Here is a 22,208-nt window from a genome sequence, read left to right as displayed (position 1 = left end):
CGGTCGGTGATTTCCGGACGGGTAGGGTATCTCCCGTCCTCATGGTGGTTACTGGCAATTCACGTGACCGCGATAACTCGGATACGCGTGCTTTCTAGCCTCCGTGGGACCGCCCGGGCCGGCCGGATGGGAACGGTGCGGCGGGGGGCCGTGGGCGCGTTCGATCGGGGGCTTTCGATGGGGGCTAGTGTGGCAACAGGTAGCACCAGAGGTCTGGATCGGCGCGGTTTCCTGCGCTCGGGTCTGGGGGCGTCGGCCGGGGCCGCGCTGCTCGCGCTCGGCGGCGGGAGCCTGCTGGCCGCCTGCGGTGATGACGACAGCGAGGGTGCGGCTGCGGGGGGCGGCGGCTTCGGCACGCTCGACATGCGCCTCTCGTGGATCAAGAACGTCGAGTTCGCCGGCGCCTACATCGCTGACCAGCGCGGTTACTACCGGGAGGCCGGCTTCTCCAAGGTCAACCTGATGGCCGGTGGTCCGTCGGCGACGCCGCAGGACACCGACGTGGCGACCGGGAAGGCCTTCATCGGGATCTCCGCGCCGGATATCACCGGTAACGCCATCCTCAACGGCGCGCCCATCAAGATCATAGGTGCGCAGTATCAGAAGAACCCGTTCGCGATCGTCTCCATGGCCGACAAGCCCCTCTCCGGCCCCGAGGACATGATCGGGAAGAAGATCGGCGTTCAGGCGACCAATGAGAGTGTTTGGTCGTCCTTCCTCAAGGCCAACTCGATCGACCCGTCATCCATCGAGAAGGTGCCGGTCGAGTTCGACCCGCTGCCGCTCACCACCGGCACGGTGGACGGCTGGTTCTCGTTCGTCACGAACGAGCCGAACCTGCTGCGGGTGAAGGGTTTCGAGGTCACCTCGTTCCTGCTCGCCGACCACAACTACCCGCTGGTCTCCGAGACCTACATGGTCCGTACGGAATCGATTGAGAAGGAGCGCGACAAGATCAAGGCGGTGCTGACCGCCGATATTCGTGGCTGGAAGGACTCGTTGGCAGATCCGACGCTCGGGGCGCACCTGGCGGCGACTGTCTACGGTAAGGACCTCGGCCTGGACGAGGACGAGCAGGTCCTGGAGAGCAAGGACCAGAACAAGCTGGTCCTCACAGATGACACCAAGGCCAACGGCCTGTTCACGATCACCGACGAACTGGTCGAGGAGAACATCCGGACCCTCGGGATCGCTGGCGTGGCCATCACCGCGGAGGAGCTGTTCGACTTGTCGATCATCAAGGAGATCTACGCAGCGAAGCCGGACCTGGTCTGATGACCCCGGCCATGCCTGCAACGGCTCCCGGCCTGGCCCCGGACCCGGCGGGCGCATCCGACGGATCCGGGGTGAGCGTGGCCGGGCTCCGCAAGGAGTTCCGTATGGGCCGCGGCCAGGTCGTCGCGCTCGAGAACGTCAACCTGTCGACCGCGGCGGGCTCCTTCCTGACCCTCATCGGGCCTTCGGGCTGCGGCAAGTCGACCGTGCTGCGCATCCTCGCGGACCTGGAGGCGCCCACCGAGGGCCAGGTTCTCGTGCACGGCGAGGCACCCGCGGTGGCACGCCGGGCACACCACCTGGGCATCGCGTTCCAGGACTCGGCCCTGCTGCCTTGGCGGTCGGTCGAGGCGAACATCCGGCTCCCGCTGGAGGTCAGCGGGATGAAGGCCGACCGAAAGGTCATCAGTGACCTGATCTCGCTCGTCGGCCTGACCGGGTTCGAGCGGGCCCGGCCGGCCCAGCTGTCCGGCGGTATGCGCCAGCGGGTCGCGATCGCGCGGGCCCTCGTCGTCGAGCCCAAGGTGCTGCTGCTCGACGAGCCGTTCGGCGCCCTGGACGACATGACCCGCCAGCGCCTCAACTTCGAGCTGCTGCGGATCTGGAGCGAGCGCGCGACGACCACGGTGCTGGTGACGCACTCCATCCCGGAGGCGGTCATCCTCTCCGACACCGTCGCCGTGATGAGCGCCCGGCCCGGACGGATCGCCGCCCGGGTCAGCATCGACCTGCCGCGCCCGCGGACACCGGAGATGCTGCGTACGGCGCGTTTCCACGAGTTGCACGACCTGCTCTCCACCGTCCTGTTCGCCGGGGCGAGTCCCGGTGAGCCCGCGCAGGCCTCTGGATGAGCGATCCGAGCGCGCCGCCCGAGGTTCCCGACCTGGTTCTGAGCGCGTCGTCGGCCTCCTCACCGGCCTCCTGGGTCTCGGTCTCGGTGCCGACCACCGACTCGGACCCGCGCGAGGGCGACACCGGGCCGGACGCGGCGGCCGGCACGACAGGTGCGGTCGGCCAGACGTCCGGACGCACAGGCGACCGGGTGGCCGGACGGGCGGACGGCCCCGCGGCAGCCAGGCGAGCGGGTGGCCCTTCAGCGGCTCGGCCGGCGGCGCCGGGGTGGATCGGCGGCGCGGTCGGCGTCGCCGGTCTGATCGCACTGTGGTGGCTGCTCGCGGTCACCGTCCTTGATCGTGGCGGTGTCGTTCCGACGCCGTGGGAGGTCGCCCGCGCGCTGTGGGAGGACCGGCAGCTGCTCTGGCGGTCGGCCACCGCGACGGTGTCGATCGCCGCGCAGGGGTGGCTGGTCGGCAACGGCCTGGCGATCGGGCTGGCGATCCTGTTCTTCGGTGTTCCCGTGGTCGAGCGGGTGCTGCTCCAGATCGGTGTCGCCTCCTACTGCCTGCCGATCATCGCGATCGGCCCGATCCTGACCACCGTGTTCGACGGCAGCACCCCGCAGAAGGCGCTCGCCGGGATCTCGGTCTTCTTCACCACGCTGGTCGGTGCGCTGCTCGGCCTGCGGGCCCCGGACCAGGCCAGCCTGGACGTCATCCGCGCGAGCGGCGGCAGGGTCATCGACCAGATGCGCTTCGTCCGCCTGCGCGCCGCGTTGCCGAGCACGTTCGCGGCGCTGCAGATCGCGGCCCCGGCCGCGATCCTGGGCGCGATCATCGGCGAGTTCCTCGGTGCCGACCGCGGCCTGGGCATCGCGATGGTCCACTCGCAGCAGGCCCTGGAGGTTCCCCGCACCTGGGCGCTGGCAATGGTGGCGTCCGCCATCGCCGGCCTCGGCTACGCGGTGACGGCCCTGCTGGCCCGGCTGCTCATGCCGTGGGCTCCCCGCGGCAATCCCGGAGGTGCCCGATGAGCACGGCCGCAGTCGACGCGGGCGCACCGTCACCGCCACCGCCACCGACGCCGTCGCCGGCAGCAGGGGCCGCGGGCGTGGCCCGCGGTCGGCGGGGGCACTCGGTCGCGGGCGCGATCGCCACCCGGATCGGGCGGACGCTGCTGTCCGTGGTCGCCTCCACCGGGGTGATCATCGGTCTGTGGTACGCGTTCATCGAGGTCTTCGACCTCAACCCGCTGGTCGCCAAGGACCCGCAGGCGGTCTGGCAGTACCTGTTCACCGCGCCGGACGCCACCGAGAACCGCGACGTCATCCTGGATGGCCTGTGGCACACCCTGGGTGACGCGGCGGTCGGGTACGCGGTGGGAACGGTGGCCGCCCTCGGCATCGCGATCGCGTTCGTGCTCAGCCGTTCGGTCGAACAGGCCCTGATGCCGGTGGCGATGATGCTGCGGTCGGTGCCGCTGGTCGCGATGACGCCGCTGCTCACCCTGATCTTCGGCCGCGGCCTGTTGGCGGTCTCCGTGATCGCGGGAATCGTCGTGTTCTTCCCGTCCCTGGTCAACCTGGTCTTCGGGCTGCGGTCGGCGTCCAGCGCGGCGGCCGATCTCGTGCTGGCCTATGGCGGCGGCCCGTTCACCGTGCTGCGCAAGGTGTCGCTGCCCAGCGCGCTGCCCGCGCTGTTCGTCTCGGCCCGGATCTCCGTGCCGTCCGCGGTCATCGGCGCGCTGCTCGCGGAGTGGCTGGCCACCGGCAAGGGGCTCGGCTACCTCATGCAGCGTTCGCAGCAGACGTTCGACTACGGCGGGGTGTGGGCGGCGACCGTGCTGATCACCGTGGCGAGCGTGGCGATCTACGCGCTGGTCGGGTTCGTGGAGGCGGTCGTCCTCGCCCGCTACGGCCCGGCGCCCTCCCGGCGCGCCTGAGCCGTCCCGGATGGGGCTGGGACGTCCGACGGGATGGGTCGCCACGGTTACGCAGGATGGTCACCACGGTTACGTAGCCGCCACTGGTTACCCTTGGCGACCGTCCACGCCTGTTTTTGGTCACCCACTGTGATGTGGCGCATATTGCACTGCTTGCTTTGGGCCACCTGACCACGCGAAGTCCCCGTCTCGTACGAGAATGCGGGTGTAGAGCAGTGCGTCGGAACGTGCCTGGGTGGTCGCGTGATGGCGTGGTCAGTGAGCCTTTTCCATCTCACGCCTGTCGGGCGCTGTCGCGCCAGGCCGGAGCCGAGGATGGAAAAGGCTCATCGTCGACCCGTCCCAACGAAGTCTCAGCGCGTGCATTCGTTACCGGGTAGCCGGCGGGGCCGGCCGGTGAGCTCCGGAGGGCGTCATGGCCGCTGAGCGGGACGTCGACCCCGTGGTCGACGCCTTCTACCCCTGCGCGCCTCCCAGCGGTGCGCAGGCGGCCGCGGCCGTGCCGGTGGCCACCCCGGTCGCCGCGTCCATCTCCCCTCCGCCGGTGTCAGGCGCGCCGGGAGCCGGGCCTGATCGCCCTGTTGTCGGCCCGCTCCCCGGCCTTCCCCCGCTTGCGATGCCGCTGGCGGCACCGGGCGCACGGCGAGGGCCGGCCCGCCGCCGTCCCGCACCGCGCGACGGCGGGACCGCCGGCCACGTCAGCGCGACCGGCCACGTCAGCGCGACCGGCCACGTCAGCGCGACCGGCGGCGCGCTGCTCGCGCCGCGCCCACACCTGACCTCGGCAGCCGCGCGGGCCGGCGAGTCCCTCGGGCCGTCCCCGGCCGAGATCGAACGTCTGCGGGCCATTGCGCTGGGGCAGGCCGAGGCCGACTTCGCCATCCGCGGCGGTGTCGTGCTGGTCGTCCAGACCGGTGACCTGGTGCGGCGTGACGTGATCATCGCGGGCCGCTACATCGCCGCGATCACCCGCCCCGGCGCGTTGGGGGCACGCCGAAGCCTCGACGCGGCGGGCCGTTTCGTCCTGCCTGCCTACGTCGACGCCCGGACGTCGGTCGAGCGCACCCTGCTCTCTCCCGGGGAGCTCGCCAGGCTTGTCGTGCCCCGCGGCACGGTGACCGTGCTGACCGATCCCGCGCAGATCGAGCAGATGTACGGCACGCCGGGCCGTGCGCTGGTCCTGGGCACCGGAACACCGATGCGGGTGCTGCCCCGCGGGCCGGTCGAGGCGTGGGGCGCTGATCCCGCCGAGCCCTGGACCGGTTCGGCCACGGAGTCCGGTGCCGGTGTCGCCGCTGCTGCTGGTGCCGGCATCGCTGGTTCGGGTGCCGCTGGTTCGGGTGTCGCTGGACCCGGGGTCAGCGTCGGTGTCGGGCCCGGTGTGGACAGCGGGTTCATCTCCCAGGCCGTGCCCCGGCAGGTGAACCCCCTCGAAGGCCTGGCCGGTGGGCTTCCGGCCCCCCCGCAACGGCCCGTTCCGCTCACCGCGCCCGTGCCGCACCTGGTCACCGCCTTCCCGGGCCTGGAGATGCCGGCACCTCCGCTGGCCGGCGCGTCCGCGTTCCCCCACCTCGACGACCAGGTCCGGGCCCAGATCCGGGCGGGCGGCGGTGTCGGCACCGCGGTCCTGGCAGCCACCCTCGATCCGGCCCGCGCCTTCGGCCTCGATCACGTGCTCGGCCTGATCGCCCCGGCCCGGCTCGCCGACCTGCAGATCGTGCGGGACCTGACCGCCGGTGTCCCGCCTGACGTGGTCATCGCCGGCGGCCGGATCGCGGCCGAACGCGGTCGCGCGCTGTTCGACAACCTCGATGTCGCGCCGGACTGGGCCCAGTCGTCCGTACGGCTGCCGGCGGGGCTGTACACCGGATCCTTCACCTCGCCCTGCATGCACTGGGGCGGGCGCCGGGACACCAGCCTCGGTGTCGTCGACGTGAGCGTGCCCGGTGACGGCGGCATGACGTCCGCCGCGCTGCTGGCGCCGGTGCCATCCCCGGTGGTCATCGACGCGTCCGGGGGGCAGGGGGACCGGCCGCGGGTGAGCGTCGTCCGGATCGAACCGACCCTGCGCGACGGTGTCGTCGTCGCCGATCCGTCCCGGGACCTGCTCAAGATCGCGGTTCTGGATCGGACGGGGCGCGCCGACCGGGTACGGGTCGGCATGGTGCGCGGTATCGGGCTCACCCGGGGGGCGCTGGGGGCGTCCGCGGCTTCGGCCCCCGGTGACCTGGTGATCGTCGGGGCCGGCGACGCGGACATGCTGACCGCGGCCCGGGCGCTCGAGGGGATGGGCGGCGGGTTCGTCGTCGTGGACCGTGGCTGGGTGCTGGCCGCCTGCCCGCTGCCGGTGGCGGGCCTGATGAGCGACGCCCCCTGGGAGGCGGTGCTCGGTCAGCTCGCGGCGGTCGACAGCAAGGCCCGCGAGCTCGGCTGCCGCCTCGCCTCACCGCTGCGCACGATCGCCCGCCTCGGCCGGGAGCTGTACATCCGCCCCTGAGCCGGACAGGCGCTCAGATTCCGGGGGCCGCCTGTGCCCCGGAAGCCGCTCGCGCCCCGGAGGCCGGGCTGGGCTCGGAGGTCGTGCGGGGCTCGGAGGAGGCGCGCGACCCGGTAGCCGTGCGCGGCCCGGGGGCCGGGCGGGGCCGCAGCTGGGACGCCGCCTCACGCAGCGCGCGCCGCACGTCGGGGGACGGCGCCCAGACCCGGGTGCCACGGTCGCCGTCGATGGCCAGCAGGCCGCGGCCGACCATGCCGGTCAGCTGCCGGCGGGCCTGTTCCTTGCCGGTGCCGAGCAGCTCGGCGGCGTCGGCGGTGCGCAGCGGCCCGTCGCGCAGGGCGGTGGTGAGGACGAGCAGGTCGGGCAGCTCCAGGGGGCTCCCGGCAGACGAACGGCCGAGCGCGAAGTGCGCGAAGGCGAGATCCGCCTCCTGGGCCGGCAGGACGGCGATCACACAGTCCGCCGTCGAGCGGTGGAAGTCCGGCCCGGCGAGCCCGCCGGCCAGCTGCGCCGCGTAGGCGCGGCGGATGCCCCGCCCGGACCGCTCGGTGATGCCGGCCCGGCGGAACGCGTCCGCCAGCAGCGGGCTGCGCGGCCGGGGCGGCCGTACGGACAGCGCGGACGTGTGCGGCGCACGGCCGGCGTCCACGAAGCCACCGGGACTGGTGATCTCGATTCCCTCGCTGGTCCACTGCGTGTGGACGGCGCCGACGGCCCGGTAGTCACGGTGCACGAAGGCGTTGGCGAGCAGCTCACGGAACGCCTGTTCGGCGTAGGCGGGCACGCTGGTGCGAACCAGCTCGTAGCGAATCTCCCGGCTGGGATTACGGGCCCGGAAACGGGCGAGCAGCTCCTCGGTGAGGCGAAGCAGCGGCCAGCGGAAGAAGTCGTTCATCCGGGCGCCGGGCTCACCGGCCGCACCAGGCTCACCGGTCTCCGGGCCGATGACCTGGATGGCCGCCTCGTGCTGGGGAACGTGGCGGTGTACGGCCTCCGGCCGCCCGAACAGCAGCACGGCGCCGGCGAGGACCTGCGGGTGGCCGCCCTCGGTGACGACCACTCCCAGCGAGCGGGCGATCTGCTCGTCGGACATCGTCGCGAGCGCCCCGTCGCCCTGGCCACCGGCGGCCCCGACGAGCCGGCGCAGCCGGTCGAACTCCCGCGGGTCGAGATCCTGCCAGCCCGCGGACGTGCGGCGGGCGGCGAAGTCGGGATTCGGCGGCGGGCCCGGCGTGGCCCGCGCGTTCTGCACGGCCGGAACCGGCGGGTTGGAGAACACACAGGTGAAGCCAGGACCGGGCCGCCCGCCCGGCAGGTCGTGGCGGGGAAGGGTTTCGTCGGGGTCGCTCATCGACTCGCCTGACGAATCGGTGCTGTTCTGCACCAGGCACCACCTTCCGCCACCGGCCCGCCCCCGAGCGCCCGGGTGACCACTGGTCGCCCGGTGTCGCGGCCTGATCACATCGTAGTCGGGGGACCCGGCCGACCGGGGCGGTTCCGGTGTCGGATATCCGCGGCATCGCCTCGGTACCGGGGGCCGACCTGCCGTCCGCCGGACACCTCCGTACTGAGTCTTCTCCGATGGCAGAAAAGGCCTACTGCGCAGCGCAACATTTTCGCCGGTCGGTGACAGACCCTGCACGAATTGGCGTGCCGCTATGTTTTCAGCCCTGAACCAAGGGATTCTCAGTGCTGATCTTTTCCGTCGCCGTAACGTGGCGGCACTATCGTCGGCCACATGACGACGCCTGGGGGTCCGCCGACCGTCATGCACAGGCCGCGAACCGTCGGCGAGGCTGTCGGGGCGCTCACCGCCGAGGCGGGCGCGGGCCGGCGCGTGTGGCTGTTGGCCGGCGGCACCGATCTGGTCCCCGCACTGCGTGCCGGCAGCCGGGAGCCCGCGGTGATCGTCGCGCTGCGCCGGGTGCTGGAGCTGCGGGCGCGCGGCGCCGGTGCGGACACGCTCACGGTCGGCGCCGGTGTCACCTACGCCGAGCTGGCGGGCTGGTCGCTCGCGCCCGGGCTGGCCGCGACGTCCCGGGTGGTCGGGTCGGTCCAGATCCGCAACTGCGCGACTGTCGGCGGTGCGCTCGGCTCCGCCAACCCGCGCGGTGACCTGCTGACGTTTCTCACCGCCGCGGAGGCCGAGATCCTGCTCGCCTCGGCGCGCGGGCCCCGTGCGACCGGCATCGCGGCTTTGCTGCGCGACGGCCTGGAGCCCGGCGAACTGGTCACCGCGGTGCGGATCGCCCGCCCGAGCGGCCCGCAGACCTACCTCAAGATCGGCGGGCGGCAGGCGGCGTTTCCCGCGCTCGTGTCCTGCGCGTTCCTGGTGGACAGAGTGCGTCAACGGGTGTGCTGTGCGGTGAGTGGCGTGGCGGCCGGGCCCTGGCGGGTGACCGAGGCGGAGCGCCTCGCCGGCGAGGAGGTCGACTGGTCGACCGGAACCGCCTCCCCCGCGGTTGCCCGCCGTTTCGGTGAGCTGGCGGCCGAGGTGCTGCGCGCGGCACCGCCGTTGCCCGAGGACCCGCGCCACCCGGCCGACTACCGGGCGCACGCGGGCGGTGTGCTCGCGGCCCGGGCGTTCGCCCGGTGCCTCGGGCCGGCACGGCATGAGGAGGCCGCGTGAGCACGGGTGGCGTGGGCCCTGACAGCGCCGGCGTGGGCGCGGGTGGGGGCGGCGTGAGCGCGGGTGCGGATGCGGTGAGCGCGGGTGTGCTCTCGCTCTCCTACCGCCTCAACATCGACGGTGTGCGGCGTGTCGTCGCCGACGCCCGGATCGAGGAGTCGCTGCTCACCGTCCTGCGGGAGCGGCTCGGCGTCACCGCGGTGAAGGACGCCTGCGAGCAGGGCAGGTGCGGTTCCTGCTCCGTCCTGCTCGACGATCGGCTTGTGCTCGCGTGCACCGTGCTCGCCGCGGACGCCGTGGACGCGCGTGTGGTCACCGTCGCCGGTCTCGGTGCCGGCGGGCCCGCGGCCGACATCCAGGCGGCGTTTCTGGCGCATGGCGCCGTCCAGTGCGGGTTCTGCACCCCGGGCATGGTCGTGGCGGTCACGGACCTGCTCGGTCGCCGACCGGGTGCCGACGAGGACGAGATCCGCGACGCGCTCGCCGGGAACGTCTGCCGGTGCACGGGCTACGGCCGCATCATCGCGGCGGTGCGGGACGTCCAGGCCAGCCGGGCGCAGGCCGCCGCCACCACGGGGACCGTGAGATGGACGAACGGCGCATGACAGGCGAGGCGGGCATGGCCGGGCGGATCGGTGTGGCCGGCGGCCACCGGGGCGTCGGGCGCTCGGAGCCGCGGCCCGACGGGGTCAGCAAGGTCGAGGGGCGCTTCAGCTACGTCGGTGATCTGAGCGTGCCCGGCATGCTGCATGCCCGCACCCTGCGCTCACCGCACCCCCGGGCGCGGATCAGAAGGCTCGGCACCGCCGCCGCGGCGGCTCTGCCCGGGGTGGCCGCCGTCGTGACCGCGGCCGACGTCCCCGGGCTGGCGACGTACGGGCTCATCGTCAGTGACCAGCCGGTCTTCGCGGCGGCCGAGACCCGCTATGCCGGCGAGCCGGTGGCGGCGGTGGCGGCGGTGGACGCGGCGACCGCCCGGCGAGCCCTGGCCGCCATCGAGGTCGAGTACGAGCCGCTGCCGCCGCTCGTCGACCCCGAACGCGCCCTCGAACCGGGTGCGGAGCTCGTCCACCCGGACGGCAACGTCTTCCGGGAGATCACGCTGAGGCACGGCGATCCCGCAGTCGTTGGGAGCGTGGTCGTCGAGGACAGCTATGTCGTCGGAATGCAGGACCAGGCCTTCCTGGCCCCGGAGGCGGCGCTCGTCGTCCCGGCCGCCGACGGCGGGATCGACCTGTGGGTCGCCACCCAGTGGCTGCATTCCGACCGCGAGCAGATCGCCGCCTGCCTCGGGCTGCCCGAGGCGCTGGTCCGGCTGGAGCTGGCCGGGATCGGCGGCGCGTTCGGGGGGCGCGAGGACGTGACCCTGCAGATCCACGGCGCCCTGCTGGCGCTCGCCACCGGTGCGCCGGTGCGGATCGCCTATGACCGGGTCGAGTCGTTCCTGGGACATCCGCATCGCCACCCCGCGCGGATGTGGTTCCGCCACACCGCCACCCCGTCCGGTGACCTGGTCAGCGTCCAGGCCCGGGTCGTGATGGACGGTGGGGCCTACGCCTCCTCGTCGCCCGCCGTGCTCGCCAACGCCGTCACGCACGCGGCCGGCCCGTATCGGGTGCCGCACGCGCGGCTGGACGGCCTCGTCGTCCGGACGAACAACCCGCCGTGCGGTGCGATGCGTGGTTTCGGCGTGCCGCAGGTCGCTTTCGGGCATGAAGCCCAGATGGACCGACTTGCCGACCGGCTGGGCATGGACCCGGTCGCGCTACGGGTCCGCAACGCGCTCGTGCCCGGTGATGTGCTGCCGACCGGGCAGGTCGTCGGGCCGCCACTGCCCGCGCGCGAGGCCATCGAGGCGGTCGCGGCCCGCCCGCTGCCGCCCCGCCTGACCGAGGACACCCCCCGGACGGCCCGTCCCGGCGGTCGCGCCGCCGGGGCGCGGATCAGCCGGATCCGCCGCGGGGTCGGCTACGCGCTCGGCTACAAGAACCTGCTGTTCTCCGAGGGGATGGACGATTCGTCCACGGCGCGGATCAGGCTCGCCCTCGACGACGCCGGGCAGCCGTTCGCCACCGTCCACAGCGCGTGTTCCGAGGTCGGGCAGGGGTTCGTCACGATCGCCGGGCAGATCGCGCGCACCGAGCTCGGGGTGGAACGGATCGAGCTGCTGCCCGCCGACACGCGGGTCGGCAGCGCCGGGTCGACGAGTGCGTCCCGCCAGACCTGGATGAGCGGCGGTGCGGTGCGCGGCGCCTGCGTGGCCGTGGTCGACCGGCTGCTGGCCCGGGTCGCGCGGGCGCTGGGCCTGCCGGCGGAGGTCGTCGAGTCGCCGCGACGGGCGCTGGTGATCGACGGGGGAGAGATCATCGGCGCGGAGACGGGGACCAGGCTCGCCCTGACCGAGGCGCTCGCGGCCGGTCCGGTCGAGGCCGAGTACACCTTCCACCACCGGCGCACGACCGCGCTGGACGAGCATGGCCAGGGTGATCCGCACGTGGCCTTCGCCGCGGCCGCGCACCGCGCGGTGGTCGACGTTGACCCTGACCTCGGCCTGGTGCGGGTCGTCGCGCTGGCTCTGGCACAGGACTGCGGCACGGTGATCAACCCGCTGTCGCTGCGCGGCCAGGTGGAGGGCGGCACCGCCCAGGGGCTGGGGCTGGCGGTCATGGAGGAACTGGTCACCGTGGGCGGTGTGGTGACCAACCCGACCCTGCACGACTACCTGCTCCCGACCGCCGCGGACGTGCCGGCGCTGGACTTCGTCGCACTGACCTACCCCCAGCCCGACTCGCCGTACGGAGCGAAGGGCGTGGGGGAGACCCCGACCTGCACGGCCACCGCCGCGATCGTGGCGGCGATCCGGGATGCGGTCGGCCGCGACCTGCGCCGCGTGCCGGTGCGCCCGGTCGACCTGGTGGACCTGGCAGGCCGGGACGACCTGGCAGACCGGGACGACCTGGCAGACCCGGACGACCCGGTGGGCGCGGCGCCGGCGGCCTCCGCGGATCGGCCCGACGCCGCGCACAGGGCCACGGCCACGGATGGGCCGGACGCCGTGGGCTGGCCCGAGGCCGTGGTGAGGGAGGGACACCGATGAGCGGTATGCCGGGGCCCGGTCGGGCGGTGCTGCCCGAGGCGGTCGAGGTGATCCGGTCGAGCCGGGTCGTGCTGCCGGGCGGCGAACGCCCCGCGGCCGTGCACGTCACCGACGGCCGGATCACCGCCGTCACCGCGCCGGCGGACGTCCCCGCCGACGCGGCGGTCACCGACGTCGGGGACCTGGTGCTCATGCCCGGGGTCGTGGACACGCATGTGCACGTCAACGAGCCGGGCCGCACCGAGTGGGAGGGCTTCGCCACCGCCACCCGGGCCGCGGCGGCGGGCGGCGTGACGACGATCATCGACATGCCGCTGAACTCCATCCCACCCACCACGTCGCTGGAGGCCCTGACGGTCAAGCGCGCCGCCGCGGCCGGGCAGATCGCGGTCGACGTCGGGTTCTGGGGTGGCGTCATCGGCGCCGACGCGCGCCGGCTGCACGACCTCGCCGAGCTGCACGACGCCGGCGTCTTCGGCTTCAAGGCGTTCCTGGCCCCGTCCGGGGTCGAGGAGTTTCCGCACGTGAGCATGGACGTGCTGGCCGCGGCCTCCCGGCACACCGCCCGGATGGGCGCCCTCACGGTCGTCCACGCGGAGTCGCCGGCGGTCCTGGCCAGTGCGCCCGCCGCGGCGGGCCGGGCCTTCAGCAGCTGGCTGCGGTCCCGTCCGCCGGCCGCGGAGAAGGCCGCGGTGGCCTCCCTGGCCGCCCTCGCCGCGTCGACCGAGGCCCGGTTGCACGTGCTCCACCTGGCCGCCGCCGAGGCGCTCGACGACGTCGTCGCCGCCCGCGAGGCCGGCCTGCCCCTGACGGTGGAGACCTGCCCGCACTATCTGACCTTCGTCGCCGAGGAGGTCCCCGATGGTGCCACCATCTTCAAGTGCGCCCCGCCCATTCGTGAGCGCCCGAACCTGGATCGGCTGTGGGACGGCCTCGCGGCCGGTCTGTTCGCCGGGGTGGTCACCGACCACTCGCCGGCGGCCCCCGCGCTGAAGTCGGTCGAGACCGGGGACTTCGGGACCGCCTGGGGCGGCATCGCCTCCATCCAGCTCGGCCTGCCCGCGGTGTGGACCCAGGCCCGCCGGCGCGGCCACAGCCTGGTCGACGTCGCCCGCTGGATGTGCTCGGGCCCGGCCGACCTCGTGGGCCTGGGCACGCCCGCCCCGGGCGGCGATGGCAGCGGCAGCGGCCACGGTGGTGGCGGTGGTGGCAGCGCTCCGGCCGGTTCCAAGGGCCGCATCGCGGTGGGCGCGGACGCCGATCTGGTTGTCCTCGACCCCGACGCGAGCTTCGTTGTCGACCCGCAGCTGCTGAGCCACCGCCATCCGTTGACGCCATACGCTGGACGAACGCTCGAAGGAGCGGTGCTCGCGACCTATCTGCGGGGGCATCGCGCCGACGGCGACCGGCCGGTCCGAGGCCGGCTGCTCGCACGGTGAGACACGGTCAAGATCGGTGAAGCTCGGTGAAGCAGGGAAGCATGTCGAAGGAGTTCTCGAATGTCTGATGCGCCCGACCTGACGAACCTCGTCGACCTGGCCGCGGCCCGTTTCGGGGGCTCGGTCGTGGCGGTGAACGACGAGTTCTTCGCGCACGCGGAACGCATGCTCCTCCCGGAGGCCCCGGTGGTCCGTCCCGGGGTGTTCACCGAGCGGGGCCAGTGGACCGACGGCTGGGAGACCCGGCGCCGCCGTGACCTGCCCGGTTCGGACTGGGCGATCGTCCGGCTGGGCGCGCCGGGCATCGTGCACGCCGTGACCGTCGACACGACCCACTTCACCGGCAACGCTCCGGAGGCGGTCGAGCTGCACGGCGCGACGCTGGCCGGCTATCCGTCCGCCGAGGAGGTCGCGGAGGACTCGGTCACCTGGGTGCCGCTAGTGGGCCGTACGCCGGTGTCGGCCGACGCGGTCAACGTCCTCGCCGTGCCCGAGGAGGCACGGTTCCGGATCAGTCACCTGCGGCTGACCATCCACCCGGACGGTGGGGTGGCCCGCCTGCGGGTGCACGGCGTGGTCGTTCCCGACCCGCGGCTGCTCGACCGGGTGACCTCGGATCTCGCCGCCGCCTACCTGGGCGGTGTCGTGGTCGCCGCCAGTGACATGCACTACGGCGACCGCCACAACCTGAACGCCTCCGGCGAGGCCCGGGTCATGGGCGAGGGGTGGGAGACCCGGCGCCGGCGCGGCGAGGGGCACGACTGGGCGGTGGTGCGGCTGGCCACCGAGGGCACCGTGGTGCGGGCCGAGGTCGACACCCGGCACTTCCGCGGCAACGCGCCCCGCGCGGTCGCCCTGTGGGCGGCGAACGCCCCGGAGGCGGGGGACGGCGAGGTGGCCGCGGCGGGCCTCGCGGCGGTCCCCGAGTGGCGCCCGCTGATGCCCCGGACCAGGGTCCAGCCGAACACCCGGCACCTTTTCGACCTGGAGGTACCGGCCGAGGCCACCCACATCCGGGTCGACGCGATCCCGGACGGCGGGCTGGCCCGGCTGCGGCTGCTCGGCAACCCGACGGCGGCCGGTCGTGAGGGGCTGGCCATGCGCTGGTTCGACTCGCTGGCCACCGCGGCCGCCCGGGAGGAGCTCCTGGCCTGCTGCGGCTCCGAGGACTGGGCGGACGCCGTGGTGGCCCGCCGGCCCTTCGGCACCCTCGCGGCGCTGTTGCCCGCCGCCGAGCAGGAGTGGTGGGCGCTGCCAGACTCGGCCTGGCTCGAGGCGTTCACCGCGCATCCCCGGATCGGGGAGCGCCCGGCCCCCGCGCCGACGCCGCCCACGTCGTCCCGGGCCACCATCGTCACCATCGACGCCCCCCGGCGTGAGCAGGCCGCGCTCGACCAGGCGAGTGCCGAGGTCCGCCGCGCGCTCGCGGAGGGCAACGCCGCCTACGAGGATCGGTTCGGGTTCGTCTTCCTGGTTCGGGCCGCCGGGCGTGGCGCCGAGGAGATGCTGGACCTGCTTCGCGAGAGGATGGCCAACGAGCCCGACGCCGAGCTTCGCGTGGCGGCCGGTCAGCAGGCCGAGATCACGGCGCTGCGCCTGCGCCACCTGATCACCGGCGAGTGACCGCCGTCGCCCGGCCCCGGGCGACGTGACGGCGACGTGACGAGGCCGCGGCGCAGCTCCGGCTTCGCGGCGGCCGGAGAAGGCGGTGCCTGTGAGCTTGTCGACCCATGTGCTGGACACCGGCGTCGGGAAACCGGCCGTCGGGGTTCCGGTCCGTCTCGAACGGGCTGTGCTGACCCTCGACGGTGAGGTGAAGGGCTGGCGCCCGGTCGCGCAGGCCGTCACGGACGGCGACGGGCGGGTGGCGCAGCTGCCGGCGGACGGCGCCGGCACCTGGCGGCTGCTGTTCGACACCGCCGGGCACTCGGCCTTCCATCCCGAGGTCGCGGTCGCGTTCGTCATCGAGGACGCGGCCGAGCACGTCCATGTCCCGCTGCTGCTCGCGCCCTTCGGATACACCACCTACCGCGGCAGCTGACCGCGCACCCGGACAGCGACGGCGACCGGCGACCGGATTGCTGGCTGACAAGATCTGACGATTTTGGCTGTCGCTGTCAGAGCGTGGTGGCGGAACCCGGCGGAGCGGCGGAGTCCGCTCGCGACCGCGCCTGGTGGTTGCTACCGGACAAGATCAAGGGATTTTGGTCGTCCTGACGACCAAAATTCCTTGATCTTCCCATTCTTCAGCGCCCCCGACTCCTCACGGTCGCCGGCTAACAGCGGGTGGTGTCCGCATCCCGCCACAATCCCCAGGTCGGGGTCAGCGCGGTCGGGCCTCGGGCGGCCGCCCACCCAGCCGGGAGACCGTCGCGCGGTCCAGACCGGCGGTGCGCAGCCGCGTGTCGTCCAACAGATGCGCGTCGAGCGCGCGCAGCACGTGGCCGGCCAGGGCCCGTGCCGTCGCGGGTTCGTCGGCGACGGAGCCCGAGGCGCGTGCGGCGGCGTAGTCCGCGAGCCGGCGCAGCGCGTCGGGGAGCCCGCGCAGCAGGCAGCCCGCGACCGCGGCGTGCCGGCTGACGAGCTGCGCCGGGTGCAGGTCCCAGCCCTGGTAGAGACCTCGTGACCAGGCCCGGCGGACCAGCTCGCCGTGACGGCGCCAGCCGGCGTGGACGTCCGCCGCCGCCCCGACGGGCAGCAGGTTGGAGGAGCCGTCGGCGACCCGGACGCCGGTGCCCGCCGCCGCGAGCTGCATCAGCGCGGTGGCCAGCTCCACGGCCGGATGATCGCTGGCCTGGTCGGCCGCGGAGATGCCGAGCGCCGCGGAGTAGTCGTAGGTGCCCACGTGCAGCCCGGTGAGCCGGCCGGGCGCGGCGGCGACCAGCGCGGGCAGGCCCATCACCGCGGCCGGCGTCTCGACCTGGATCTCCAGCGCGACGGGCCCGATACCGAGCTGGTGTTCAAGGGACGTCAGGACGTCACAGAAGACCACCACCTGCTCCGGCGCACTGACCTTGGGCAACGTCACCACCAGGCCGGGTGGCGGTCCGTCGTCTCCGGCCAGGGTGGTGAGGAAGAGGTCGAGGCTGCGCAGCCCCCGAGCCCGCACGGCCGCGTCGAGCGATTTGGGGCGCAGGCCGTAGCAGGCGGGCAGCGTGCCGGCGGCGGCCGCGGACCGCATCGCCCTGGCCGCGGCTACGGCGTCCGCGTCCTCGGCGCTGTCGGCGCGGATGCCGTAGCCGTCCTCCAGGTCGACTCTGAGGTCCTGGACCGGTTCCGCTGCCAGGGTGCGGCTGACATGCGTGTACACGTCCGCGGCGAGGGCCGCGGCCGACCCGCCCAGGGTGACCAGCGCGAGCGTGTCGGGATCCGGTGCGTGCCGGGTGAGCGCTTCGCGGGCCGCGCGGCCCCATTCACCGACGATGTCCGGGTGAACCCGGTCGGCCGGGACGTAGCAGGTGTGCACCGGCTGACGGGTGCCGGGATCGCCCGGGTGGCGGGCCGCCAGTTCGGCGTCGAGACGGCCCAGCGTCGCGGTGAGCGCCGCGGTGGTGTCGGCTGACAGCGTCGGCACGACCGCACCGTCGGGTCGGATCTGGGGACGTGCCTGCACCGTGGGGAACCTCGTTCGCTTGTCGCGTTCGCTTGTCGATGGCTGCCGGCTGCCGGCCGCGTGGAGTGGCGCGCGGCGAGGCAGGAGTGCCGCGTCGGCCGAAGTCTGGCGTGCCGAGGTGACCTGGCGTGGCGCCGAGCGGCCGGAGTGCGCCGCCGAGCGGCCGAAGTCGAGCGGCCGGAGTGCCGAGCGGAGTGCCGAGCGGCCGGAGCGCGCGGCGTGAATGACGCCGCCGCCGGCGCGTTCGGCGCCGATCGGGGGATTCGGCGGGTGGCGCCGACGGCGGCTGCCTGGAACGCGATTCGTGCCGCGGCCGAGGGTCATGACGGCATTGATGCCCTAACAGTCAGGCCGAGCGCCGAACGCGAGCTGTTGGTCCGGAACTGCAAGCTCCCTGCCAGGATACTGCGCCGAAGCGGGTGCAACCAGCCATGTTCAGGGGCCGGATCGGTGCGCCGATGGGCCGTGTACGGAGTAACGGCTACCCTGCATTCTCGAACGCCGCCTGAATGCCCGCTGCGATGCGGCGGTGACGGCTGAGCATCTCGGGCAGGTCGGAGTCGACTGGCAGGCCGTTCTCGACCACCGTGCGCCCGGCCACGACCGTGTGGCGGGCAGCCGTGGGCCCGCAGCGCAGCCAGGCGTCGATCGGATCGGAAAGGGCTCCGGCGTAGGCGATTCCGTCCAGTGGCCAGACGACCAGATCGCCCACCGAGCCGACCGCGAGGACGCCGATCTCCCCGGCGCGCCCGAGGCAGGCCGCCCCGCCCCGGGTCGCCATCTCCAGGGCGTCGCGGGCGGACATCGCGCCGGCTCCCTGGCGCAGCCGGCCGAGCAGCATCGCGGTGCGCGCCTCGAGCCAGAGCGAGGCCGAGTCGGCCGACGACGAACCGTCACAGCCCAGCCCGACGGGGACGCCGGCGGCGCGCATCTCGGCGACCGGGGCGAGCCCGCCGCCGAGGATCATGTTGCTGCTCGGGCAGTGGGCCACCCCGGTGCCCCAGGTCCCGAGGCGCTCGATCTCCTCGGGGTTCGGGCAGATGCAGTGGGCGACCCAGGCTCGGTCACTGCCCCAGCCGACCTCGGCGAACTGGTCGATCGGCCGCCGTCCGAAGACGGCCAGGCAGTAGTCGTCCTCCTCGGGATCCTCGGCCAGATGGGTGTGCAGGCGGACGTCGAGCTCCTCGGCCAGCTCCGCGGTCGCCGTCATCAGCTCCGGGCTCACCGAGAAGGGAGAGCACGGTGCGAGCGCGATCCGCACCATCGCCCCGTGCGACGGGTCGTGGTGCTTGGCGACGAGCCGGGCGGAGTCGTCCAGGATCTCGTCGGGCTCCTGGACGACCGAGTCCGGTGGAAGCCCGCCGTCCTTCACCGACAGCGACATCGACCCACGGGTCGGGTGGAAGCGCATTCCCAGCTGCTGCGCGGCCGCGATCTCGGCCGTGATGAGGTCGCCGCCGCCGCGCGGGTGGACGTACAGGTGGTCGGTCGTCGTCGTGCAGCCGCCCAGCGCGAGCTCGGTCAGCCCCACGTACGCCGACGTGTGGACGGCCTCCTCATCCAGCCGGGACCACAGCGGATAGAGCGTCTTCAACCAGTTGAACAAAGTGCCGCCGAGCGCCGGCGCAAAGGAGCGGGTGAGGTTCTGGTAGATGTGGTGATGTGTGTTCACCAGGCCTGGCGTCACCAGGCAGCCGTCGGCCCGCAGCGTCCGGGCCGCGGCGGGCGGTGTCTGCTCGGGTCCGCCGATCGCGCTGACGAGCCCGTCGGTGATCGCCACCCAGCCGCCGCGGATCTCGCGCCGCTCGGCGTCCACCGTCGCGACCAGCTCCGCGCCGATCACCAGAAGGTCGGCCATGGGTCGTTCCCCGGGCACGGCGCTGGTGTCGGAGGGGCTGGTGTCGGCGGTGCCGGGTGTGCTCATGGGCGGTGATTCTGCAGGTCGTGGGTTTCGTGGATATGACAGTCGGGCGGTGCCGGGGTGGATGAGGACGGCTTGACGGCCGAGGGTGACGGGCCGGTCGTCGTCATCGACGACCCGGCCGACCCGCGCGTCTCGGACTACGTGGCGCTGACCGACGTCGCGCTGCGCCGGCGCCGGGAACCCGAGCAGGGGCTGTTCATCGCCGAGGGCGAGCGGGTGATCGAACGGGCGCTGCGCGCGGGCTACCAGCCGCGCTCGGTACTGGTGTCGCCGGCGCGGCGTCACGGCGTCCCGGCCGGCTTCTGGGCCCGGCCGTCGCCCGGCCAGCCCGCCGCGCCGGTGTATGTGGCCGGCCCGGCGGTGCTGGCGGCGATCACCGGGTTCGAGGTCCACCGCGGGGCCCTGGCGTCGATGTGCCGCCGGGAGCCGCTCGACGCCGCGCGGCTGCTCGCCACCGCGCGCCGGGTGCTCGTCTGCGAGGACCTGGTCAGCCACACCAACCTCGGCGCGATCTTCAGGTCGGCCGCCGGCCTGGGCATGGATGCCGTCCTGCTGAGCCCGCGGTGCGCCGATCCGCTGTACCGGCGGTCGGTGCGGGTGTCGATGGGCGAGGTCTTCGCCGTGCCCTATGCCCGCCTCGAACCGTGGCCCGCGGCGTTGTCCCTGCTGCGCATGTCTGGTTTCGAGGTGGTGGCGCTGACGCCGGCCGCCGACGCGCAGGAGCTGACGGCGGCCTGGGCGGCACCGGATGACCGGGTCGCGGTGCTGCTGGGGACGGAGGGCAGCGGCCTCACCGACGAGGTGCTGGCCACGGCGACCCGCCGGGCGCGGATTCCGATGGCCCACGGTGTCGACTCCCTCAACGTCGCCGCGACGGCCGCGATCGCATGTTACGTGCTCGGGCTCCGCCCGCCCGCACCGTCCGTGCCCTCCGCACCCTCCGCGCCGGCCGGGCCTGCCCAGTGACCGATCGCCGCGTGCCGTGGCGGGTGAAGGCGCAGACTGGTGTTGGGTGATGCTCTGACGGCTGACAGTGGCGGGGAGTGGGGCGGTACTCATGGCGCAGGGCCCGGAACCGTCGCCGGTGCCGCCCTATGCGGGTGCGACGGGCGCGCGTGCGTCGGCGGATGACCCCGGGCCGGACGCGCCGGGGTACGCCGGTCTCGCCACCTTCGCGGACCGGCCCTGGATGCCCGGCCTCGACGAGCTGCGGGCGCGCCGTCCCGACGTCGCGGTCGTCGGCGCGCCGTTCGACATCGCCACGACGCACCGGCCCGGTGCCCGGTTCGGGCCGCGGGCGCTGCGCGCACAAGCCTACAACCCGGGCACCTACCATCTCGACCTCGGGATCGAGATCTTCGACTGGCTCGACGTCGTCGACGCCGGTGACGCGCACTGCCCGCACGGCCTGACCGAGGCCTCACACCGCAACATCCGGGCCAAGGTCGGTGACATCGCCCGGCTCGGTATCCGTCCGGTGATCATCGGTGGTGACCATTCGATCACCTGGCCCGCCGCGAGCGGGGTGGCCGAGGCCGTCGGCTGGGGCGAGGTCGGGCTGCTGCACTTCGACGCGCACGCCGACACCGCGGACATCATCGACGGGAACCTGGCCTCGCACGGGACGCCGATGCGGCGGCTGATCGAGTCCGGTGCGGTGCGCGGGCGCAACTTCGTCCAGGTCGGGCTGCGCGGGTACTGGCCACCCCCGGACGTCTTCGCCTGGATGCGCGAGCAGGGGATGCGCTGGCATCTGATGCACGAGATCTGGGAACGCGGCAGTCGTGAGGTCATCGCCGAGGCGATCGCGCAGGCGGTCGACGGCTGCCGCGCGCTCTACCTCTCCGTCGACATCGACGTGCTCGACCCGGGATTCGCGCCCGGCACCGGAACCCCCGAACCGGGCGGCATGACCCCGGCCGATCTGCTGCGTGCCGTGCGGCAGATCACGCTCGACGCCCCGGTCGTCGCGGCGGACATCGTCGAGGTCTCGCCGCCGTACGACCACGCGGACACGACGGTGAACAGCGCGCACCGGGTCGCGCTGGAGATCTTCGCCGCGCTCGCGCACCGGCGGAGGTCCGAGGCCGGTGGAACGGTGGACCTGCCCGGCCGGCCGCCGCACAGCTGATCCGCCGTACGGCCTGTCCGCGGCCGGTCAGGCCGCCGTGGGCTCCGCCTGCACCTCGGGTGCCGTGCCGACCCGCACGATCCGTCCGTCGCGTAGTACGGCGACCCGGTCGGCGAGGGCCAGTGCCTCGTCACGGTCGACGGTGGTGTGCACGACGGTCAGCCCGACCTGACGCTGCACGGCCCGCAGGTCCTCCCGGAGCACTGGCCGCAACCGTTCGTCCATGGCCCGGAGGGGATCGTCGAGCAGCAGGATCCGTGGCCGGACCACCAGCGCGCGGGCCAGCGCCACCCGCTGCTGCTGCTCCCCGGATAGCTGCGGCGGGCGTCGCCGCGCGTACTCCGACATCTGGACGGCCGCGAGCGCGGAGCGCACCCGCGCTGACGTCTCGGCGCGGCCGGGGCCGGCCGGGCCGTGGGCGTGCCGCAGCCCGAACGCGACGTTCGCGGCGACATCCAGGAAAGGGAACAGCGTGTAGCCGCCGAAGATCGCACTGACGGCGCGTCGGTAGCTGGGTCTGCAGGCCGGGTCCTCGCCGTCGAGCAGGACCCGGCCGGCCGACGGCTGTTCCGCCCCGGAGACCAGTCGCAGCACGGATGTCTTGCCGCTGCCGGGCGGCCCCTGCAGACAGAAGTACTCACCGGCGTTGATCGTCAGGCTGATGTCGTCAAGCGCGGTCCTGCCCCCGAAACGCAGGCTCAGCCCGATCAGATCAACCTGGCCGGTGCGACGGCCGCCCTCCGCCATGCCCACCCCCCAGCCGCCCGGCCCAGCCTGGTGCGTACCGGGTGAAAACGACCGTCTCACCCCGGTCGTAGCCGGGTT

Annotated in this window: 17 protein-coding genes; 13 read left to right on the top strand and 4 right to left on the bottom strand. The window is 73.6% G+C overall.

What is annotated here, in order from left to right; genetic code table 11:
• Window positions 1-189 precede the first annotated feature (189 nt).
• The 5 genes from ACG83_RS02925 (at window position 190) to ACG83_RS02905 (ending at window position 6,550) form a co-directional block, all read left to right on the top strand.
• Window positions 190-1,275: an ABC transporter substrate-binding protein gene (locus ACG83_RS02925; protein ID WP_198955632.1), complete on the top strand. Its 1,086-nt coding sequence runs from the start codon at window positions 190-192 to the stop codon at window positions 1,273-1,275.
• 11 nt (window positions 1,276-1,286) lie between these two features.
• Window positions 1,287-2,126: an ABC transporter ATP-binding protein gene (locus tag ACG83_RS02920; RefSeq protein ID WP_063793006.1), complete on the top strand. Its 840-nt coding sequence runs from the start codon at window positions 1,287-1,289 to the stop codon at window positions 2,124-2,126.
• A 272-nt stretch (window positions 2,127-2,398) separates the two neighbouring features.
• Window positions 2,399-3,145, top strand: coding sequence for an ABC transporter permease (locus ACG83_RS02915; RefSeq protein WP_054565374.1), 747 nt, complete (start codon window positions 2,399-2,401; stop codon window positions 3,143-3,145).
• Window positions 3,142-4,053, top strand: a complete 912-nt coding sequence (locus tag ACG83_RS02910) for an ABC transporter permease (protein ID WP_054564586.1) — start codon at window positions 3,142-3,144, stop codon at window positions 4,051-4,053. Before ACG83_RS02915 ends, ACG83_RS02910 begins: the two co-directional genes overlap by 4 nt.
• Window positions 4,054-4,468: 415 nt before the next feature.
• The gene (locus ACG83_RS02905) at window positions 4,469-6,550 is read left to right on the top strand and encodes an adenine deaminase C-terminal domain-containing protein (RefSeq protein ID WP_054564585.1); all 2,082 of its coding nucleotides are present in this window, start codon (window positions 4,469-4,471) and stop codon (window positions 6,548-6,550) included.
• Window positions 6,551-6,563: 13 nt separating this feature from the next.
• On the opposite strand, the gene ACG83_RS02900 is transcribed toward ACG83_RS02905, so the two are convergent.
• The gene (locus tag ACG83_RS02900; protein WP_054564584.1) at window positions 6,564-7,934 is read right to left on the bottom strand and encodes an ATP-binding protein; all 1,371 of its coding nucleotides are present in this window, start codon (window positions 7,932-7,934) and stop codon (window positions 6,564-6,566) included.
• Window positions 7,935-8,288: 354 nt separating this feature from the next.
• Here ACG83_RS02900 and ACG83_RS02895 point away from each other — a divergent pair, with 354 nt between their 5' ends.
• The 6 genes from ACG83_RS02895 to uraH all read left to right on the top strand — a co-directional run bounded on the left by ACG83_RS02895 (window position 8,289) and on the right by uraH (window position 15,756).
• On the top strand, window positions 8,289-9,179 hold the full coding sequence (locus ACG83_RS02895) for a xanthine dehydrogenase family protein subunit M (protein WP_054564583.1): 891 nt from the start codon (window positions 8,289-8,291) through the stop codon (window positions 9,177-9,179).
• Window positions 9,176-9,784: a (2Fe-2S)-binding protein gene (locus ACG83_RS02890; protein ID WP_369812847.1), complete on the top strand. Its 609-nt coding sequence runs from the start codon at window positions 9,176-9,178 to the stop codon at window positions 9,782-9,784. Before ACG83_RS02895 ends, ACG83_RS02890 begins: the two co-directional genes overlap by 4 nt.
• Window positions 9,781-12,276: a xanthine dehydrogenase subunit D gene (pucD, locus tag ACG83_RS02885; protein WP_083473060.1), complete on the top strand. Its 2,496-nt coding sequence runs from the start codon at window positions 9,781-9,783 to the stop codon at window positions 12,274-12,276. The genes ACG83_RS02890 and pucD overlap by 4 nt, the downstream gene beginning before the upstream one ends.
• The gene (gene allB / locus ACG83_RS02880; RefSeq protein WP_054564582.1) at window positions 12,273-13,715 is read left to right on the top strand and encodes an allantoinase AllB; all 1,443 of its coding nucleotides are present in this window, start codon (window positions 12,273-12,275) and stop codon (window positions 13,713-13,715) included. Before pucD ends, allB begins: the two co-directional genes overlap by 4 nt.
• Before the next feature lie 60 nt (window positions 13,716-13,775).
• Complete coding sequence (locus ACG83_RS02875; protein ID WP_054564581.1) at window positions 13,776-15,338, top strand: allantoicase; 1,563 nt, start codon at window positions 13,776-13,778, stop codon at window positions 15,336-15,338.
• Window positions 15,339-15,429: 91 nt separating this feature from the next.
• Window positions 15,430-15,756, top strand: a complete 327-nt coding sequence (gene uraH / locus ACG83_RS02870) for a hydroxyisourate hydrolase (protein WP_054564580.1) — start codon at window positions 15,430-15,432, stop codon at window positions 15,754-15,756.
• Window positions 15,757-16,038: 282 nt separating this feature from the next.
• Here the strand turns inward: uraH and ACG83_RS02865 are convergent, their stop codons facing one another.
• On the bottom strand, window positions 16,039-17,328 hold the full coding sequence (locus ACG83_RS02865) for an aldolase/citrate lyase family protein (protein WP_369812846.1): 1,290 nt from the start codon (window positions 17,326-17,328) through the stop codon (window positions 16,039-16,041).
• Between the two features lie 481 nt (window positions 17,329-17,809).
• Complete coding sequence (locus tag ACG83_RS02860; protein ID WP_054565371.1) at window positions 17,810-19,186, bottom strand: 8-oxoguanine deaminase; 1,377 nt, start codon at window positions 19,184-19,186, stop codon at window positions 17,810-17,812.
• Window positions 19,187-19,324: 138 nt separating this feature from the next.
• On the opposite strand from ACG83_RS02860, the gene ACG83_RS02855 reads away from it, so the two are divergent.
• Both ACG83_RS02855 and speB read left to right on the top strand, forming a co-directional pair.
• Complete coding sequence (locus ACG83_RS02855) at window positions 19,325-20,218, top strand: RNA methyltransferase (protein ID WP_054565370.1); 894 nt, start codon at window positions 19,325-19,327, stop codon at window positions 20,216-20,218.
• A 91-nt stretch (window positions 20,219-20,309) separates the two neighbouring features.
• Window positions 20,310-21,383, top strand: a complete 1,074-nt coding sequence (gene speB / locus ACG83_RS02850) for an agmatinase (RefSeq protein WP_054564579.1) — start codon at window positions 20,310-20,312, stop codon at window positions 21,381-21,383.
• Window positions 21,384-21,410: 27 nt separating this feature from the next.
• Here the strand turns inward: speB and ACG83_RS02845 are convergent, their stop codons facing one another.
• Window positions 21,411-22,130, bottom strand: a complete 720-nt coding sequence (locus ACG83_RS02845) for an ABC transporter ATP-binding protein (RefSeq protein ID WP_054565369.1) — start codon at window positions 22,128-22,130, stop codon at window positions 21,411-21,413.
• Window positions 22,131-22,208: the final 78 nt, after the last annotated feature.

The organism is Frankia sp. R43 (genome assembly GCF_001306465.1).
GTDB classification, from domain to species: domain Bacteria; phylum Actinomycetota; class Actinomycetes; order Frankiales; family Frankiaceae; genus Parafrankia; species Parafrankia irregularis.
Note: the sequence above shows the minus strand (reverse complement) of the source record. Positions and strands in the feature narration are given on the sequence as shown.